Origin of the sequence: Cupriavidus campinensis (assembly GCF_905397395.1) — a bacterium.
GTDB lineage: Bacteria > Pseudomonadota > Gammaproteobacteria > Burkholderiales > Burkholderiaceae > Cupriavidus > Cupriavidus campinensis.
Window position 1 is genome coordinate 93,683 of sequence record NZ_CAJPVH010000008.1, and the last position, 19,018, is coordinate 112,700.

Below are 19,018 nucleotides of genomic sequence, written 5' to 3' on the forward strand. Positions count from 1 at the left end.
GGAAGCGGCTTGCTATCATGCAAGACGTGGAGGGCATGTTCGTTCCAGAAGATCGACGTGAAGAGCAGGCGCGAGTCTTCGGAAAATTCCAGACGCACGATGCTTGCGTCAATATTTGCTTCGATCCTGGCCGTGTCGCCTTACCGACGGGACCAGGTGTCATAAGGGCAAGCGGCAAGCTCTGGATCGGGGAGCGAACGAGCACGCTCACTCTTCTCGTCACGAAGTACCAATATGTCGACGCGCCGCTGCAGCGGCGCGATCCAGGTCCAACGACATGCGCGCATTGAACATCATTTTTTTTCCGTGGCTGACGCTCTTGGCGGCGAAGCGCCCGCATGCCGCTGCTGTATGCATGGCAATGCAAATTTCAATTGTCGGTTGGCCCATCGCCACGATGTGGGCGCATAAGATCGCGCGGCGTTGAGCGCAGGCCTCAGAGTTGGCGGGCGCCCATAGCCTGCAGCGTAAATCCTGGCAGGCTTTCTCCAATGAATGCCGCGGTTCGAACGATTCGCGGCGTCATGCGTCACCTAGCCGCGTCACGGTACTGAGGCCCGCTTGACCGCTATGACGAAGTGGACTAATATGGACTAAGTCCATATGGGAGCGATGATGCAGACCGTCAATATTCACGAGGCAAAAACCCAGTTTTCGCGCTTGGTCGATGCGGCAGCCGGCGGTGAGGAGATCGTCATCGCCAAGGCCGGCAAGCCTGCTGCCCGACTAGTGCCGATGGAGCGCGCGAAGGTGACGCGCCGCTTCGGCGGTCTCAAGGGCAAGGTCCGTATTGCAGATGATTTCGATGCACCGCTCCCCGACGACGTGGTTGCAGCATTCGAGGGACGGTGATGCGCCTGCTTCTCGATACACACGTCTACCTGTGGTCGGTGATGGATGATCGCAAGCTGACGAAAGCGGCACGCAAGCTCATTTTGGAAGCTGAGGAAGTATATGTAAGCAGCGCAAGCATCTGGGAGGCGTCGATCAAGGTCGGTCTTGGCAAACTCCAAGCGGACATCGATATGCTTGTGTCGGAAATTGAAGTCAGCGGGTACCTAGAGTTACCAGTGCGTGCTGCTCACGCTGCTTTGGTCCGCAGCCTACCCGACATTCATCGCGACCCCTTTGACCGGCTTTTGGTCGCGCAGGCAATGTCGGAGCCATTGCGGTTCATCACCTCAGACGGACATCTGTCGAGGTACACCGAACTCGTTACCACTGTGTAGGGAAGACCATGAACAAGCAGCATGATCCAGGGCTCGGCCTTAGACCCCAGTCTAATCGTCAGAAATTGACAGACTGGGTGCGCGAAAACTGGCTTGCGATTGCAGGCTTCGGCGCATTTTTTGGCTTCCTTGCCTACGATGCGATCGAGGCACAGTTTAGTCCGTTCATTCGGTAGTACAAATCAACCAGCCCTCTAACTGGGCGCTTCTGACGTCAGAAGCTCGGAAGTTTGTCCGCCTTCTAGTTTTTTTATATTATTATTCCGGCGTTCCCCTGAACTCAGGGAGAAGGAAGCAACCCGACCGTGTTTTACCCACGGTCGGGTTGCAAGAATTACAGGTTAGGGCCCTGTGATTCCGGCTAGCTTCCTGCCATTTCTGGCAGCGAGAGGCTAGCAAATTTCTCACGACGTTGGAAGAAAGCGATGAAGAGGAAACGAGTCCCAGAGGCCCAACTCGGCTTTGACTTTACATTTAACGAAACCATTGCGGCCATCGACCGCATCGCCGAAGATGCTGCCGCTGATCCGATTGAAGATGCCCCTGCAGGAGCCAAACATGCTGACCAAGGAAACGAAGCCTCTCGACGTAGCCAAGCGAATCCTCCGGCCGGAGACGATCTCTTCAGTGCGATCGCGCCCCTTCCATCTCAGGGGGTGGCTGATACTGGATCGTTGGGCAATCAACAGCCCCTCGAAGCTCCAGGCGCTGGAGGAGGAAGGCGAGGTCGTACTTCTGGGCCGGCTCTTGGAACAACAGAACCTGGAGCACGAGATCCTTCTGGAGGCGACGACATTGCTGAACTCCGGAGTAACGGAGACAGAGATTCTCGCGCAGAACGAAGTGGAGACAGAGCTGCTGTAGTCGGTGCCGCCGGCGACTATCGCATCACGGATGCAGACCGTCTCGGTGAAGGCGGAGCGAGGACGAAGTATCGCGACAACATAGCGGCGCTGCGTCTCTTGCAAGAGTTGCGTGCTACTGAACGCCCTGCAGCGATTAAAGACCAGGCGATCCTCGTAAAATACGTTGGCTGGGGAGGAATTCCGCAGGTCTTCGATCATCGCAATACCGAATGGCGTAGCGAGTTTGAAGAACTTGCCTCCCTCCTTACGGCGGAGCAATACGAAGCTGCACGGCGTTCCACGCAGGATGCGCACTACACCGCGCAGCCGATCATTGAGTCGATGTACTCGGCCCTACACCGCTTCGGCTTTGACGGTGGCCGCATTGGTGAGCCTTCCGTAGGCAGCGGCAATTTCATTGGCCTGATGCCAGAGGCGTTGCGGGATCGGAGCAAGGTCACTGCCGTAGAACTCGACCCCACAACGGCGCAGATCGCGAGACACCTCTATCCGTCTGCTACCGTCATCAACAAGGGATTCCAGGACGTCACGATCCCGGAGCGCTACTTCGATCTGGTTGTCGGGAATCCCCCCTTCGGAAGTCAATCACTATACGACGCGAACCATCGCGATATTTCCGCGTTCTCGATCCACAACTACTTCATCGCAAAATCACTGGATAAGGTTCGCGAGGGCGGACTTGTAGCAGTCGTCGTGTCCAACTACTTCATGGACGCGCGCAATGAGCAAGCTCGCGCGCATATCGCTGAGCGAGCGCATCTTGTCGGTGCAATTCGCCTGCCCAACACGGCGTTCAAGAAAAACGCGCTGACCGAAGTCACCACCGATATCGTCTTCCTTCAACGCGCAAGGCCGGGCGAGCCCATTGACAGCAGGTGGACGAAGGTGGGAGAAATTCCCGATCCCGATGGCGGCGAAGCCATCCCGCTCAACAGCTATTTCATCGACAACCCTCAGATGATGCTGGGTCGCATGGCGCGAGCAGGCACCCAGTATGCTGCGGGCACGCCAGCGCTTGTCTCCCTGCCAGATCAAGACCTGGCCATGGATCTGAGCGCAGCAATCATGCAGCTGCCGGCAGCGATCTACCAGGCAAGGGCAAATGAGGTAGAGCAAGAGCTGGCGGAGCCCCGTGAAGCCATCTCCGTGCCTCTCAGTGTGAAGATCGGCGCCTACTTCGTCACGGATGGCGGACGCGTCGCCACGCGCCTGGATGACCTTCTCGACGAGCCGCAGGCCGAGATTGTCGAAGGAAAGTCTGAGCGCGCTCTGGAGCGCATCAAGGGAATGGTCGACATTCGATCGGCCCTGCGCACCCTAATGGCCGCGGAGCGTGGCGGTGATCTCTCCGACGCAGATCTTGCGCCCATGCGCACCGCCCTGAATCGCGCATATGACACATTCGTCAAGCGAAACGGGCATGTCAGTTCCCTGGTGAACCGACAGGCGATGGGAGAGGATCCCGACTATCCCCTGCTGCAATCGCTTGAAAAGGACTACGACAAGGGTATTTCCACGGACCTGGCCAAGAAGCATGGCGTTGAGCCGCGCGACCCGAGCGCGGAGAAGGCCGCGATCTTCTCCAAACGGGTGATGTCGCCACGACGCGAAGTGACGCGCGCCGGCACCGCCAAGGATGCGCTAGTGGTATCGATGAACGAGACAGGCGGGGTGGATCTCGATCTGATGGTTAGATTGACAAGCCGTTCCGAAGAATCCCTCGTTCGAGAGCTACAGGGCCTGATCTTCCTGAATCCTTCGTCGCAGCGATGGGAAACGGCAGATCGATATCTCACAGGGAACGTTAAGGCAAAGTTCGCAATCGCCCAAGATGCCGCAGCGCACGACTCGCGGTACGCGTCCAACGTCGAAGCACTGAAGCTGGTACAGCCCCCCGATATCGAACCCATTGACATCTCCATTCACCTGGGGTCTACCTGGGTTCCGGACCGGGTTATCAATGACTTCGTCTCCCACATCTTCGGTGATGTGCATCGAAACATCAGCTACCAGGAAAGCCTCGGCAAATGGCTCGTCAAGATCGGTATGGGCGATCCGACAACTATGCGAGCCACATGGGGAACTCCAGATGCAAGCGCAAACAACATTCTCGAAGCGATCCTGACGAACAAAATCATCAAGGTCGAGGACATCGTTGGGTATGACGACCACAAAAACCCTATCCGCAAGACCAACGAAGAGAAAACCGCCGCAGCGCAACAGAAGGCAGACGAAATGCGTCAGGCATTTCATGACTGGGTGTGGGAGGACAAGGACCGTCGCGAAACGCTCGCTCGCTTGTATAACGACCGCTTCAACACGAACGTCGCCCCTCGATACGATGGCTCCCATCTGACCCTACCCGGTGCCTCCAGCGCCATCGAGCTGCGCCCTCATCAGAAGGACGCGATCTGGCGGGGCATCCAGGACGGCACGGAGCTATATGACCATGTCGTCGGTGCGGGGAAGACGTTTGCATGCATTGCCACATCGCAAGAAGCAAGGCGAATGGGGCTCATGAAGAAGCCCATGTTCGTTGTCCCGAATCACCTTCTGCTGCAGTGGAAGGACGACATCTTCAAGCTCTATCCGGATGCAAATGTCCTGATCGCAGAAAAAACGGACTTCCAGAAAGAGAATCGCCAAAGGCTTTTTGCGCGAATCGCTACGGGAGACTGGGACGCTGTGGTGGTCGGTCATTCCAGCTTCAAGAAGATCGGAATGCCGCCGCAGGTCTTGGACTCTATCCTGAATGAACAAATCGCCGATCTGACCGAAGCGATCTTGAAGGCAAAAGCAGACCGCGGTGATCGCGTCACCATCAAGGAGATGGAGAAGGCAAAGGAACGGATGGAGACAAAGCTCAAGCGTGCCGCTGAGACTGGTGCGAAGGACAAGGTCGTTACGTTCGATGAACTCGGTATCGACGCGCTGTTTGTCGACGAAGCTGACGAGTTCAAGAACCTTTTCATCACAACTACTCTGTCCAACGTTTCCGGCCTCGGCAATCTGCAGGGATCCGATAAGGCATTCGACCTGTTCGTGAAGGCGCGCTACGTGCAGATGCAGAACAACGGTCGCGGCGTCTATTTCGCTACTGGCACTCCAGTTGCGAACACCATCGCCGAGATCTACACGATGCAGCGGTACATGCAATACGACGAGTTGAAAGCCCGTGGTATTCATCACTTCGACGCATGGGCAAGCACGTTCGGGCAAGTCGTAACCGGCTGGGAACTAGACGCGACTGGCGTCAACTATCGGTTGAACTCGCGCTTCGCAAAGTTTCAGAACGTTCCCGAGCTAACCAACCTGTATCGCTCCTTCGCTGACGTCATCACTAGAGAAGACCTGGAGCGGCAGTCGGCCGAACGCGGCATGCGCTTCCCGGTTCCGAAGGTGAAGGGTGGTAAGGCCACGAACGTCGTCGTAGAGCGATCGCCAATTCAAGCCGAGTACATGGGCCTGCAGACGCCCGTGCGCGATGCCACAACCGGCGAGATACTGAAGCGCGCTGATGGCTCAACGATCACGGATTGGACTGAAGGATCGATCATCCATCGCATGGAGAATCTTCCGAAGGATCCGAGCAAAGACAATCCACTCAAGATCACGAACGATGCGCGGAAAGCTGGTCTCGATTTCCGGCTTGTAGACCCGGATGCCCCCGACTTCGAAGGCAGCAAAACGAACGCCGCTGTCGAGCACATGGTCCGCATCTACCACAAGTGGGACGAAAAGAAGGGCACACAGTTGGTCTTCTGCGATCTGTCGACACCAAAGTTGGGTAAGGGCCGAAGGCTCGAATCTCAATCCGAGGCAATTCAAGCCGTCGAGGACGATTCCGCCGACGTGGGCGATTCGGGCGATGCCGTGGTCTCGATGGATGAACTTCTCGCGGGTTCTGGTTCTGCTCGATTCTCGGTCTACGACGACATCAAGGACAAGCTCGTTGCCCGCGGGATCCCCGCACATGAGATCCGCTTTGTGCACGAAGCTAAGACAGACTTGCAGCGCGCGAAGCTTTTCGAGCAGGTGCGAAGGGGAGAGGTTCGCTTCCTTCTTGGATCGACGGCCAAGATGGGGGCGGGGACCAACGTCCAGACCCTTCTCGTGGCCGAGCACCACATGGACGCTCCGTGGCGCCCGCGTGACCTGGAGCAACGAGAAGGTCGAATCGTGCGGCAGGGCAACCTGCTGTATGCAGAGGATCCAGATGGCTTCGAAGTCGAGATCCTGCGCTACGCAACAAAGCAGACATATGACTCTCGTATGTGGCAGACCATCGAGTACAAGGCTCGCGCTATTGAGCAATTCCGAAAGGGAGACGGGCTCTCGCGCGTAATTGAGGATGTTGCCGGAGAAGCCGCCAATGCCGCAGAAATGAAGGCTGCAGCGACTGGCAATCCATTAATTTTCCAGCAGGTGCAGCTCTCTGCAGAACTGAAAAAGTTGGAAGCCCTCCAGGCCAACTACAAACGCAGCCGGCATACACTCGAATCTTCCGCCGAGTGGCTTGGGCGGGCTCAGCAGCGCGCCGATAAGTATTCGGCGGAATACAAGGCCGACATTGCTCTGCGCGATGCTAACTCGCCGAAGGAGTGGAGCATGCAGGTCGGCGCACGCAGCTACAACTCGGAGACAAAAGAGCACCTAATGGCTGCCGTCCTACAAGGGATGCAAAATGCCATCGCGGGTAGAGGCAGGGCCCACGAGAAGCCGGAAGTGATTCACATCGGCAAGTATCGGGGCTTCACTGTCACCGCCACCGCCGATGCAAGCCGCGTTAATTTCGCATTGCGCGGTACCGCCAGCTATTCGCCTCCAAGTCTCTCTTATCTTAAGGAGGACAAGTTCAGCATGACGGGCTTCATCCAGCGCATGGACAACATTCTGAATTCGATTGAGGAAGATGTTGACCAGGTGGCCCAACGATATCAACGCGAGCTTGATGAGCTTGCCAAGGTGAAGATCGAACTTGGCAAGCCGTTCCCGCAGCACCGCGAGTTGGAGTTAGCGCGCAAGAACACTGCAGAAGTAATGATGGAACTTCGCAAGATGCAAGACAACCCGGAGTATGTCTCGGATTGGGAGCCCGCGACGCTGGAATCAATACCCGGAGAGACAGGCGGCCTATTCGCGTCCATTGACCCGCTGGCAGAGAAGCGGGCGCAAGAAGAGATGGCGCACGCTCAACTGGTGAATGAATCTGCGGAGCAAGCGGTGCGCGACTATTTGGCCGGCGCAGCGGAACCGCTTAAGGCTCCTGATATTTTCAATCGCGGGCACGAACGCCTCTTCGAGGATGGCGGTCAAGAGGTCCACGATCTGCTCATCGCCCGCATTGAAGCAAATCCTCAGCTTTCCCTGGCTGTCCTGACAGCACCCGGAAAACGCTTCGCTTCGGATCGTATGAAGCAAGCAGCAGAGGCAGTGCTTGGATTGGAGAGAGAGGCACGCATTGCCGCAGAGAACGCGGGCCTAGTCGCGGAGCTTCCTGCGCGCGAAGCCGGCATCTATGCGGGTCGCATCGTTGCGGAAACCAAGCACTACTTGATTCAGGATTCCGGCTCTCATCGTGGGGTCATCCACCATCGCGACGACATCGTCTCCACCATTCCGTTGAAGTCGGGAGATGTTGCACGCCTTTCTTATCGCGCTGGTCACGCTGTAGCGCGCGATATTGATTCAGGAATTTCTCGGTAGGTTCATGGGGAAGCCTTGTTTCCCTACTCCAAATAAAGGAAGACAGATGCTCGACGGGTATTTCGTGAAAAAGATCGGCAACCACCGTGGCGCGCCACGTGTTTGGCTCGAAGGTCTGCAGGCGCTACGGGCTGGCTTCGAGCCGGGGCAACGCTACGACGTGTCGGTGCAAGGGAAGACGGTGGTGCTGCAATTGAGCCCGGATGGCACACGGATTGTTTCTTCGAAGAAAATCGGAGAACAGGCCAATCCAATTATCGACCTGAACAGCAGGGAGTTGCTCGCCGTTTTTGATGGGATGTCCGCGATCCGCGTCGCTGTCAAAGAGGGCGAAATCTACCTAGTACCGCTCGCCTCGGAGCTGAAGAAGCAAGAGAGGTATCAAAGGCTGAGATCAAAACTGGAAAGTGGAGAAGCTCTTGGGATCGGGAGCTTGTCGCATGGTGGCGGCATCCTTAGTCACGCAGTTCACGAAGGGCTGAAGGCGGCGAGCATTGACGCGGTACTGAAGTTCGCGAACGAAATCCGACCGGAGCTTATCGAGCACGCTGCAGTCCACAATGATGCTTGGTCCGCCGAGACGATTCCGTTTGCCGCACCCATGCAAGAGCTTGCGTTTGACGATCGCGGGCTCGCACAGATTCCGAAGGTCGAAATCATGGAGATGGGCTTACCGTGCAGTGGCGCTAGCAAGTCCGGGCTCGCAAAGAGAGGACACGGCATCGCGGAGGCTCATCCAGAGGTCGGTCACCTGGTGGTCGCTTCCCTGATGATCTTGAACAAGGCCGCGCCAGCTATCGTCTTGTACGAGAACGTGCCCGGCTACGCAACCACGGCCTCTGCGGCGATTCTCCGAAATCAGTTGCGGGACCTCGGCTACGTCACACAAGAGCGCATCCTGAATGGTGCCGAATGGGGCGCTCTTGAGAACCGCGACCGCTGGTGCATGGTCGCTGTTACCGAAGGCATAGAGTTTGGCTTCGACCAACTCCAGCCGCCCGCGAAGAAGCCGCGTCAACTCGGCGACGTATTGGAGCCCATCGCTCTCGATGATTCGCGCTGGAAGCCCATGAGCTATCTGGTGGAGAAGCAGGAAAAGGACTTGGCAGCAGGTAAGGGATTTAAGATGCAGGTCTACGACGGGACTGCAGAGTCGGTTGGCACAATAGGAAAGGGGTACGCTAAGATCCGAAGCACCGAGCCGAAGCTTCAACATCCCGAGCGACCAGAGCTTATGCGTCAGCTGACGCCGGCAGAACATGCGGCAGTGAAGCAAGTTCCTGCGCACCTGGTGGATGGTCTGTCCGAAACTATCGCACACGAGGTCTTAGGCCAAGGAATCGTGTACGAGCCCTTCAAAGACGTCGCCCATCACATAGGCAACGCGATCAACCGCTTTGGAAATCGACCCGAAGTGGAGATCGAGGGGCGGAGGCCACTGGAGATTGCTAGCGGGCTTGATCTTCCCGAAAGCACGACAGAAATCGCCTCCGAAGTGGTGGCCACGCTTAGACGTCCTGAACCTGCACGCGGCAGATACGCCGGGCAGATCGTGGCGGCGGCCGGCGATGTGCTGATCCAGGACGTTGGCAAAAATGAGGGGGTCGTGCATCTAGCCTCAGCTTTCGAGAAGAAGCCGAAACTTGGGCAAACGGTCACAGTTCAATATTCCCAAGGCAAAGCCCAGGTCAGCGAGGCCCCCGCGCGAAAACAACAGCTCGCGCTGGGCCTCTAAACTTATGATATATATATTTCATGATGCGGGAGCGCCCAACGTTGGAACTCGAAATGCTGGATTTGCCGCATGGTGGCCCCGAAACGGGCGACGTTCTGGTCTCGCCCTCTGGCTCTCACGTCCGGCGCGTGCTCTCTGTCAGTCTCAACCGCATCTCGTTCATAGACGGCTACAGGGTCGGTCTGGTGCGCTCGGCGAGCACGCTCGGATGCGAGCTTTGGTGCGACAGCGTCTGTGCGCAGGTGCGCAAACTCTAACTGCATTGGGAATGAGGTGACGATGTACAAGATTTCCGACAAAACCTACCAGTCGGGTGACGCTCGATTGAATGACGCTCTCGCGGCAGTCTACGGCTCGTCGCAGCGACCGATGTGTATGTGCCGACCAAAGGGCGTCGAGATGTATGTTGCCAAGGTTGGGCAGCAGTTCATCATCAAACGGATGCCGCACTCGGGTGCATCCCACGCGGCGGACTGTGACTCGTATGAGCCGCCCGCCGAACTCTCCGGTCTGGGTGAGGTCATGGGTGGTGCCATCCAAACGAATCTCGCCGATGGATTGACAACGCTCAAGCTCGATTTTGCGCTCACCAAGAATGGCTCGCGTGCGGCTCCCGCGCCAAGCGGCGCCGAGCATGACAGTGTGCGCACCGACGGGAAGAAGCTGACGCTTCGCGGCACGCTGCACTACCTGTACGACGAAGCGGGCCTCACCCGGTGGTCTCCTGCCATGCAAGGCAAGCGAAGCTGGTGGGTGGTCCGCAAGTACCTGCTCCAGGCCGCGGTGGACAAGGTTGCGAAAGGAACGACGGTCGCCGACCTGCTGTTCGTGCCGGAGTCATTCTCGATGGAGAAGAAGGACGAGATCTCTCGGAGGCGCCAAAGTGTCTTTCATGCCCTGGCGCAGGCGGATGGAAGCGCGCGACGGCTGATGCTTCTTGTCGGCGAAGTGAAGGAGATGGGTTCCGCACGATTCGGTATGAAGATGGTCATCAAGCATATGGCGGATGCCCATTTCATGATGAATGAGGATCTATATAAGCGGCTGCTCAAACGGTTTGGACATGAGCTTGAACTATGGGCGGGCAATGACAATTCTCACCTGATGATCGTTGCTACCTTCGGCGTCAGTGGAGCTGGGATTGCTTCACTCGAAGAAGCGTCCCTCATGTTGGTCAATGAGAACTGGATCCCGTATGAGAACGTCGACGAGAAGCTGCTGCTCGACGCGCTGACTTCGCAGAAGCGACGATTTACCAAAGGTTTGCGCTATAACCTTGCCTCGACCACGCCACTGGCCAGCGTGGTTCTCTCCGATACCGCGGACCCGGTCGCAATGTATGTCACCTCGTTCGGGGCGTCCGATGAGTATCGCAGGCAACTAGCGGAATTAACGGAGGCAAGTGATCTGGCGGCCTGGCATTGGGATACGTCTGAGGCGATGCGTGAGTTCCCTCCCGCCAGCGTGTGGCAAAAGCAGCCCTAGTCCGTTGCGCTATGAGACATGGCTAAAACTTCGCCTTGCTTCGGTCGAGACGCAACAAACCTCTCGCCAAACTTGTGTGTAAGCGGACTATTAGGCTCTTAAAAAGCGCAAAATATTGCACTACGCTTCTTGGCTTTCTATACTGAGGTGGTAGCGCAGGTGCGCGGCAATGGAGTAGAGAGGGGTTGCAAATGGACCTATTTACCGTCGGCAAGCAAGTTCGAACTCGGCGCGAATCGATTGGACTTACGCAAGAGAGGCTGGCAAAGCTGGCGGGCCTCTCGCGCGAGACTGTGCAGCGTTTGGAAGCGGGGACACTAAATGATCTGGGGTTCCAGCGGGTCGCCAGGTTGTTGAGCGTTGTCGGACTTGATTTCGACACACTCTCCCTGGAGCGCCGCAAGAAAAAGCACGGACTTTGGATGGCGGCGAAGTCTGCCAGTGTGAGCTACAGAGGAGACTTGTCGCCTTCGATGCTAGAGGCGACTTTGGCCACAGGGAATGTACCCGTAGGCTTCGAAGCACACATCGGCCATCTATTGGACGAGACGCCAGTCGAAGTCGTCGTGATGGCTGTGGAAGAAGCGGCAGAACAGGAGTCCGTATCACCTGCCTCTATTTGGGCGCAGGTTTCACATCTTGCGTCTCACTTCGCCAGCGCGCGGAAGGAGCTTTGGGCATGAGCGAAGACACGCTGCCCGGCGGCGTCTGGCAGGTTCTTTTTCCTCGCGCCGTGCGACTAGTTGGCGAGATCGCAGAGCATGGAGGAGTCGCGGATCCTTTCTTCACCTTCGGCGGCGGAACCGTGTTGATGCTGCGATACAACCATCGACTCAGCAAGGACATAGATTTCTTCGTGCCCGATCCTCAAAGCCTTGGCTACGTGACGCCTCGGCTCAGCGATGTGGCGGATGAAATCTGCAACTCGCAATACACGGAGGCTGCGGGCTACGTCAAACTCCAAATGGAGGAAGGCGAAATAGACTTTGTCGCCAGCCCAAACCTTCTGCCTGCTGATACCGCCTACGAATCCTGGGAACTCTTTGGCAAACCTGTACGCGTGGAAACGGCGGCCGAAATTGTGGCAAAAAAGATGCACTATCGAGGCAACGTCGCCACTCCTCGCGACCTTTTCGATCTTGCCCTTGTCGTTGATCGGGCGAAGGATGAACTCGTGCATGCGGAGAATTTCATGTTTCGGCACATTGATGCATTCGTGACCCATGTCAGCGCGCCAAGCGAACAGTTCCTCCGCCAATTCGACTCCATCGAAGCATTGGACTATCGCCCGAGCTTTGATGAAGCTTCGACTGTTGCTCTCAGCTACCTTGCCGGACTAAGCCGCAGTCGAGACATTTCCCGCCACGACGCAGAGGCGTTTGTCCAGCAGAGCGGGATGACGCTAGGCGCAACAAACCTGGAGAAAGGTGATTACTGCGGCCCAATCGTCCAACGGACGCAAAGGCATCTTGTGCAGGACGTAGGTAAAGGCGAAGCGATCATCCACGATAGTTTCCGAGTACCACTAAAGGCTCAGGATCACGCCGTCGGAACCGGTCCGTTGCGCCTTCGATACGAGTACCAACAAGCTCACATCGTTGCCCCAAGTCGAGTTAAGGGACGTGACCGCTAAAGACATTCTTTCTGCACGTTGCCCGGCTGCGGCCTGGCCACGTGGAGTGCGATCGCAGCGCGTAGGGCCAGACCCAACTTAAGTCGGGGTGTCTAATACAAATAACTCTGCGAAAATTCTCTAAATCGTGATGACCCCGCGATTCTTCCCATCCCGCCCGCTCCTGAAGCGGGCTTTTTTTTGCGTCGGGAAGGGTGCACTTCTGACGTTGGAAACAACTAACCAGAGTTCACACGTCGGCGCTATATTGATATACTAATATCACTCCTATCCATTCAAAGTTGTCATGAGACGCCACTCTGATCGAGTTTCGGAACCGCTCCAACGAGCAAGGCATGTTTCGAGGTTTTTGATTGCCAGCGCCTGCACACTTGTTATCGCAATTGGCGCGACGGCTGCCGCGGCAGGCCAAACGCGTTGGCGATCGAGCCAGCCTCCGCAATACATGGTTTCAGGACTACTCGTGCAGAAAGAGGGCGCCGGTACCAAGAAGCTCTATCACGCTTTGGTGCTCGCAGCGACGGAGGCCGAAGCGGAGGCAAAATTCGCCGAGGCGGTGAAGCAGTATTACCCCGGCTTCTCACTTAATACATCACTTGCGACTCGGGTGCCCGCTCTGGGCAAGTGCGAAATTGATATTTAGGGGGTTGTACCTGTAGCCGAAGGAAGAGGCTTGCTGTGGGATTCTCCAATGCGAAGTCTTGAAATGAATGGCTGTCAACGCGGTGGTGCTTGCCGCCTTGTGTTTCTCCCATGATGGGGGCACGCCATCAGCCGACAAAGAAGGCCGCGCTGCCAACGGTACAATTAGCGTGGGTAACGATGACGCACCGTTGGCCTGCCCCTTGGTGGGGTCTCCCGCAAGCAGTAGTGAGACGCAACTGGTAGCAAAGATCAAAGGGAGCAAGGATGAAAGTTTTTACCGACGCCAAGAACGAACTGCGCGAACTGATCCGACTCGTAGCCGAGATCGAAAACTACGACACCACCTTGGCGAAGCAGCCAGAAATTGTGCCAACGCCTGAGGCTATGTTTGCTCGCAAGCGTAAAGAGCAGCGCAAGAATGAACTGCTGCTCAAGTACGAACTGGTTTGACATGGGCCGCACGCTCAATCTCGAAACTGCTAAGGCCATCTACCGTCAAGCCGTCGACCCGCACGCCGACGACGGGGAAGGCGCGACCTGGTGGGCCGAGGTGAGAGCGGAAATGGCAGAGGTTGTGGCAGCTCCCACGATACGCCAGGCCGCGGCAATCATCGCGTGGTGGCATGGCGACTGGTCGATGGTTGGAGACACTCCGAGTGATGCAGCAAAACGCATTCGCGATGCTGCACGGCAAAAGTGAAAAGTGCGCCGGCTGGGGGCGCACAAACGTTACACGATCACGAGGCCACATTGCGTGACCGGTTTAGGAATTGCCCCGAGGGGCACAACCAGGCGCATCAATCGCGTCCCGCACCGGCCGGCAGCCGAACATTCCAATGATGTCCAAAATCGTCACCGAAGCAGTAAGGACTTTGAGCCTCTCGACGAACGTCAGCACCGGGTTATCGCATCCCAATGATGAGAACAGGGCCAAGGAGTTGTTCAAGATTCTTCATGAGAAAGGAGAAGTCATTCTCAAGAGCGACGTGGTAAGTGCCGCCCTTGAGGAAGGGTGGAGCGTTTCCTCTGCCGACCAACTGGGCAGTCTCGCGCAACAGATCGGCGAAGGTAAGAAGCCCCGCATCGAGGGCGGGCCCTGGTGGAAAGCCGACATCTACGAGCTGATCGTCGCTAGGATTTAGCGAATGCCGCCTGATGGCGGTTTTTTTTGTCATACGGCCATGCCCGATAACTGACTATCGACATGGCGCTTCCACTACGCACAAGACGAGGACTAGGGATGACCCCCAACCTGCGAAAGACGATTGATGAACTCGTGAGGCTTGATCGCCAACGGCGCGCCGGGGGCGCGAACAGTCAACAGATCCCCACGATTCTAGCCGGCCCCGATGCGGTCGAGACGTTGCTAGCCACGCTTTCGGCGGAAGACTTTATCTACGTCAAAGCACTCATGCACTACGGCCGTGGTGATGACTTTGGGCACGACGCACCATTCTCGAAATATCTTGAGTGGACGACGACCAATCTCAACGATGGTTCCGTCGCCTATCTGGCCGGCAAAAACCTATCAGAAGAGCTTCCCGCCGGTTTGAAGAAGCTAGGGCTATAAGCGCGTGGCCACGGCGGGATTCGAGATCGGCCCGGCTGCTTGGGCATTTGGCGGCGCTGTGGTTGTTGCGATTTTCAACCAGGGCGTCACGCTTTGGAAGGAGCGGCGCCAGAGAAAAGATGACCACCAACGTGAGCGTACGCGCACGGCCCTGACGGTGGCCGTTGCGCTGGAAGCCTACGCACTTGCCTGCGCACACTGCATAGATGATATCGACCAAGCAGAAGGGGAGGCACATGCAGACCACGACGAAAGGCCCCTGCGTCGAATCAGCTTACCGGACTTCGCAATGCCGGACGCTCCTGACTGGCGTTGGATCAGCCCACATCTGTCCGATGCAATTCTCGGGCTGCAGCTAAAGGTGCGGTACAGCAAGGGCTATATTGCTTCCCAAGCCGTAGTCGATGCAACGGCGTTTGACACCGTCGCCACCATTGAGACGCATGCCCGCCGGCGCGGCGCCCGCGCGTGGCAGCTTGCAGGGAACCTCCGGCAAGAGTGCGGGCTATCCGCCACAGATGTCCATGCAGAGGAATGGGACTTCACCAAACGGCTGTTCCCAGAGAAGGAGGATGCTGATATGCCAAACGAGCCAGCAAGTGCGGCGGAGAAGCCCAAATCATGAGCGACGACACTACGCTACGTGGTCCGGCGCTGACCCTGCCGGTTGCGGATCTCACCTCCATCACCACTCCATTTGAAGGTGATCTACTTCAGCGGGCAAAACTCGCTGAGCAGCTGACAGGTTATCTTGGCCGGCTGCGCTACGGCGCCGTGATTGCGCTCGACGCGCCATGGGGAGAGGGCAAGTCTTGGTTCGCTCGACATTGGGCAGCCCAGCTAAAAGCGCTCCAGTACCGCGTAGGCTTCATCGACGCTTTTCAGGAAGACTACACGGAAGACCCTTTTGTGCTCTTAGCCAGCGAGATACGGCAGCTCTGCCAAGGTAGCGGGCTTGCGCAGCGCTTGACGACGAAGGCGGCGGCTGTTGGGAGTGCCTTGATGCCGCTGGCGGTGAAGGCCACCGTGAATGGCCTTGGCAAGCTGATGGGCACGAGTGACGTCGTGGATCAGTTTCAGGACAGCTACGACAAGGCCCTCGACAAAAGCGCGGAGTTTGCGCAGGAATGGACAAAGAAGCGGCTGGAGTCTCATAAGGCGGAAAAAGAGTCGGTCGTAGGATTTCGTCGGACGCTAGAGGACTTTACGACGGAGGGCGACACGCCGACTGTGATCTTCATTGACGAACTTGATCGGTGCAGGCCGGCGTTTGCAGTGAGCATGATTGAACGGATCAAACACTTCTTCGAGGTACCGAATCTAGTCTTTGTGCTCGTCATGAATCGATCCCAGCTTGAGAAGGCAATCTGTGGTGTCTATGGTGCCGAGACAGACGCCGCCGCTTATCTGGGGAAATTTCTACATCTGTCCTTGCGTTTGCCGAAGCAGCGAACCGGGGACATGAGCCCAGGAGCCCCCATCAGCGCATTCGTGCGATCCACCTTGGCGCGTTACAACATAGCCAACTCGGACAACTTTGCCGGATGCCTGGCCGCGATGGCAGTCTTGGCTAACCTCTCACTCCGCGACATAGAACGTGCTTGCGCGCTATACGTACTGGCGGGGCTTGGTTGGAACGGCTTGATGGCGTGCCTCATTACAATCCGGATCAAGCATCAGGAGTTGTATGAAGCGTTGCGCGATGAAGCGGAAACCGGTCGCGCAACCTTCGGCAACCTCACAACCGAGTGGTACAAGTTCGCTCAACGCCAACGCGGTGGCCTGGAGCGGTTCGCACAAGTTCTCTTTGCGTATGGACAGTATGTCGCCGGCACACAGACGCCCGAACTCAAGCAGCAGGTCAACGACAGTAGGAGCATGCTGTTTGGCGACGATTGGACAGTCACGCCCTCGGAACTCGAAAGCTTTCAGCGAGGAATTCGCGCTTTAGACTTGGACGTGGCCATCTAGGACAGGACCGCCACAATGCCGGCACCTCCCATAATTTCCACCGATGCCCTGAATATGGCTACCCAATGGGTGTCGCTGACTGACGTCGCGTTCGTTTATGGTTGGCTCTATTTTGATATGGTTGTGCATGAGCTGGGGCACTGCTGTACTTCACTGGTCCTAGGTGGCCGAATGATTGGCGTGCGGTTTGGGAAACCGGTTCTCCTGTCGTTGCGCGGCAAACGTGTTCGCCGGTGGATGGTCGGTCTTACGTTCTTTGGCGGGGCCAGTATCCAGGCTGATCGTCCCACGCTGTCTCGCAAAGCTCAGTGGCTCGTCACGGTCGCCGGACCAACTGCCAGCGCGGGAATGGGTGTCATTTTCAGAAGACGACTGCACCATTCAGCGCGGTTTGAAGCCTCTTGTGCATACGGCTCCTGACAGCCAGATATCAGGACTCCTCTGCACGAAACTCGTCTATGCTCAATACTCGTGTGCACCAAAGCGAGATGAGCATGGCGACCGATACCGCACCGATTACCGAGCACGGCGTGGCCACCCTGCCAGAACAGGCATGGGAGCGTGCGCGTCGTCGCGCGGAGATCATTGGGCCGTTGGCGCAGTCGGAGACGGTTGGGCATGAAGCGGCCGACGCGGCAGCCCAGGCATTGGGGCTGTCCCGGCGGCAGGTCTACGTCCTGATCCGCCGTGCCCGGCTAGGATCGGGGCTGGTCACTGACTTGGCTCTTGGGCAGTCGAGCGGTGGCAAAGGTAAAGGCCGCTTGCCGGAGTCGGTCGAACGAATCATCCGCGAGTTACTGCAAAAGCGCTTCCTGACCAAGCAGAAGCGTAGCTTGGCGGCGTTCCACCGCGAAGTTGTGCGGGCGTGCAAGCTGCAAAAGCTGCGGGTGCCGGCGCGCAACACGGTGGCTCTGCGGATCGCCGGCCTCGATCCGCGCGAGGTCACTCACCGCCGGGAAGGACAAGATGCCGCCCGCGACCTGCAAGGTGTTGGTGGTGTTCCGCCACCCGTCTCCGCGCCGCTGGAGCAGGTGCAGATCGACCACACAGTCATCGACCTGATCGTGGTGGACGAGCGCGACCGGCAACCGATTGGCCGTCCATACCTGACCCTCGCCATCGACGTATTCACCCGCTGCGTGGTTGGCATGGTCGTTACGCTGGAAGCCCCGTCCGCCGTCTCGGTCGGCTTGTGCTTGGTGCATGCCGCCTGCGACAAGCGCCCTTGGTTGGAAGGGTTGAACGTAGAGATGGATTGGCCGATGAGCGGCAAGCCCAGACTGCTCTACTTGGACAACGCGGCTGAGTTCAAGAGCGAGGCGCTGCGCCGTGGCTGCGAGCAGCATGGCATCCGGTTGGACTATCGCCCGCTTGGGCAGCCGCACTACGGCGGTATCGTGGAACGGATCATCGGCACGGCGATGCAGATGATCCACGACGAATTGCCGGGGACGACCTTCTCCAATCCTGACCAGCGCGGGGAATACGCCTCCGAGAAGATGGCCGCCCTGACACTGCGCGAGCTGGAGCGCTGGCTCACATTGGCGGTCGGCACCTATCACGGCTCCGTGCACAACGGCCTGCTCCAACCGCCGGCCGCGCGCTGGGCCGAAGCTATCACGCGGACCGGCGTGCCAACCGTCATCACTCGCGCTACGGCTTTTCTGGTCGATTTTCTGCCCATCATCCGCCGCACGCTGACCCGCACCGGCTTCGTCATCGACCACATCCACTACTACGCCGATGCGCTCAAGCCGTGGATAGCTCGGCGGGACCGCTTGCCTGCGTTCCTGATCCGGCGCGACCCGCGCGACATCAGCCGCATATGGGTGCTGGAACCAGAGGGGCAGCACTACCTGGAAATTCCCTACCGTACCTTGTCGCACCCGGCTGTCACCCTCTGGGAACAACGACAGGCGCTGGCGAAATTGCGGCAGCAAGGGCGCGAACAGGTGGATGAGTCGGCGTTGTTCCGCATGATCGGCCAGATGCGCGAAATCGTTACCACCGCGCAGAAGGCTACGCGCAAGGCGCGGCGCGACGCGGATCGACGCCAGCATCTCAAGGCAACGGCAACGCCTGTCAAAACCACGCCACCACCGGGCGCTGACATGGATGGGCAGCAGGCAGACAACCAGCCGCCGGCCAAACCGTTCGACCAGATTGAGGAGTGGTAGC

Annotated in this window: 18 protein-coding genes; all 18 read left to right on the forward strand. The window is 57.7% G+C overall.

What is annotated here, in order from left to right; genetic code table 11:
- Nucleotides 1–17: 17 nt before the first annotated feature.
- The 18 genes from KHO18_RS07585 (at nt 18) to KHO18_RS07665 (ending at nt 19,017) form a co-directional block, all read left to right on the forward strand.
- A complete protein-coding gene (locus KHO18_RS07585; protein WP_144200120.1) occupies nt 18–290 on the forward strand; it encodes a hypothetical protein in 273 nt (90 codons plus the stop codon).
- Between the two features lie 325 nt (nt 291–615).
- Nucleotides 616–852 carry a type II toxin-antitoxin system Phd/YefM family antitoxin gene (locus KHO18_RS07590; RefSeq protein ID WP_144200246.1) on the forward strand — a complete coding sequence of 79 codons (237 nt, stop codon included), beginning with the start codon at nt 616–618 and terminating at the stop codon, nt 850–852.
- A complete protein-coding gene (locus KHO18_RS07595; protein WP_144200118.1) occupies nt 852–1,229 on the forward strand; it encodes a type II toxin-antitoxin system VapC family toxin in 378 nt (125 codons plus the stop codon). The genes KHO18_RS07590 and KHO18_RS07595 overlap by 1 nt, the downstream gene beginning before the upstream one ends.
- Nucleotides 1,230–1,237: 8 nt before the next feature.
- Nucleotides 1,238–1,405, forward strand: a complete 168-nt coding sequence (locus KHO18_RS07600) for a hypothetical protein (RefSeq protein ID WP_186296907.1) — start codon at nt 1,238–1,240, stop codon at nt 1,403–1,405.
- Between the two features lie 382 nt (nt 1,406–1,787).
- Nucleotides 1,788–2,093 (forward strand): hypothetical protein, encoded by a 306-nt coding sequence (locus KHO18_RS28415; protein ID WP_244844611.1) that lies wholly within the window; start codon nt 1,788–1,790, stop codon nt 2,091–2,093.
- A gap of 98 nt (nt 2,094–2,191) precedes the next feature.
- The gene (locus KHO18_RS07605; RefSeq protein WP_244844613.1) at nt 2,192–7,801 is read left to right on the forward strand and encodes a KfrB domain-containing protein; all 5,610 of its coding nucleotides are present in this window, start codon (nt 2,192–2,194) and stop codon (nt 7,799–7,801) included.
- Nucleotides 7,802–7,847: 46 nt separating this feature from the next.
- Nucleotides 7,848–9,536: a DNA cytosine methyltransferase gene (locus tag KHO18_RS07610; protein WP_144200114.1), complete on the forward strand. Its 1,689-nt coding sequence runs from the start codon at nt 7,848–7,850 to the stop codon at nt 9,534–9,536.
- Between the two features lie 279 nt (nt 9,537–9,815).
- A complete protein-coding gene (locus KHO18_RS07615; protein WP_144200110.1) occupies nt 9,816–11,021 on the forward strand; it encodes a DUF1173 domain-containing protein in 1,206 nt (401 codons plus the stop codon).
- A gap of 191 nt (nt 11,022–11,212) precedes the next feature.
- Nucleotides 11,213–11,704, forward strand: a complete 492-nt coding sequence (locus KHO18_RS07620) for a helix-turn-helix domain-containing protein (protein WP_144200108.1) — start codon at nt 11,213–11,215, stop codon at nt 11,702–11,704.
- Entirely contained in the window at nt 11,701–12,654 is a 954-nt protein-coding gene (locus KHO18_RS07625; RefSeq protein ID WP_144200106.1) for a nucleotidyl transferase AbiEii/AbiGii toxin family protein, read from the forward strand. The genes KHO18_RS07620 and KHO18_RS07625 overlap by 4 nt, the downstream gene beginning before the upstream one ends.
- Before the next feature lie 463 nt (nt 12,655–13,117).
- Nucleotides 13,118–13,297, forward strand: a complete 180-nt coding sequence (locus KHO18_RS07630) for a hypothetical protein (protein ID WP_144200104.1) — start codon at nt 13,118–13,120, stop codon at nt 13,295–13,297.
- Nucleotides 13,298–13,563: 266 nt separating this feature from the next.
- Complete coding sequence (locus tag KHO18_RS07635; protein ID WP_144200101.1) at nt 13,564–13,749, forward strand: hypothetical protein; 186 nt, start codon at nt 13,564–13,566, stop codon at nt 13,747–13,749.
- A 1-nt stretch (nt 13,750) separates the two neighbouring features.
- Complete coding sequence (locus KHO18_RS07640; RefSeq protein ID WP_144200099.1) at nt 13,751–13,999, forward strand: hypothetical protein; 249 nt, start codon at nt 13,751–13,753, stop codon at nt 13,997–13,999.
- 136 nt (nt 14,000–14,135) lie between these two features.
- On the forward strand, nt 14,136–14,441 hold the full coding sequence (locus tag KHO18_RS07645; protein WP_144200096.1) for a DUF1889 family protein: 306 nt from the start codon (nt 14,136–14,138) through the stop codon (nt 14,439–14,441).
- A gap of 98 nt (nt 14,442–14,539) precedes the next feature.
- Complete coding sequence (locus KHO18_RS07650) at nt 14,540–14,869, forward strand: DUF3775 domain-containing protein (RefSeq protein ID WP_144200094.1); 330 nt, start codon at nt 14,540–14,542, stop codon at nt 14,867–14,869.
- A 4-nt stretch (nt 14,870–14,873) separates the two neighbouring features.
- The gene (locus KHO18_RS07655; RefSeq protein WP_144200092.1) at nt 14,874–15,494 is read left to right on the forward strand and encodes a hypothetical protein; all 621 of its coding nucleotides are present in this window, start codon (nt 14,874–14,876) and stop codon (nt 15,492–15,494) included.
- Nucleotides 15,491–16,840 carry a KAP family P-loop NTPase fold protein gene (locus KHO18_RS07660; RefSeq protein ID WP_144200090.1) on the forward strand — a complete coding sequence of 450 codons (1,350 nt, stop codon included), beginning with the start codon at nt 15,491–15,493 and terminating at the stop codon, nt 16,838–16,840. The genes KHO18_RS07655 and KHO18_RS07660 overlap by 4 nt, the downstream gene beginning before the upstream one ends.
- 458 nt (nt 16,841–17,298) lie before the next feature.
- A complete protein-coding gene (locus tag KHO18_RS07665) occupies nt 17,299–19,017 on the forward strand; it encodes a Mu transposase C-terminal domain-containing protein (protein WP_011518541.1) in 1,719 nt (572 codons plus the stop codon).
- Nucleotide 19,018 lies beyond the last annotated feature (1 nt).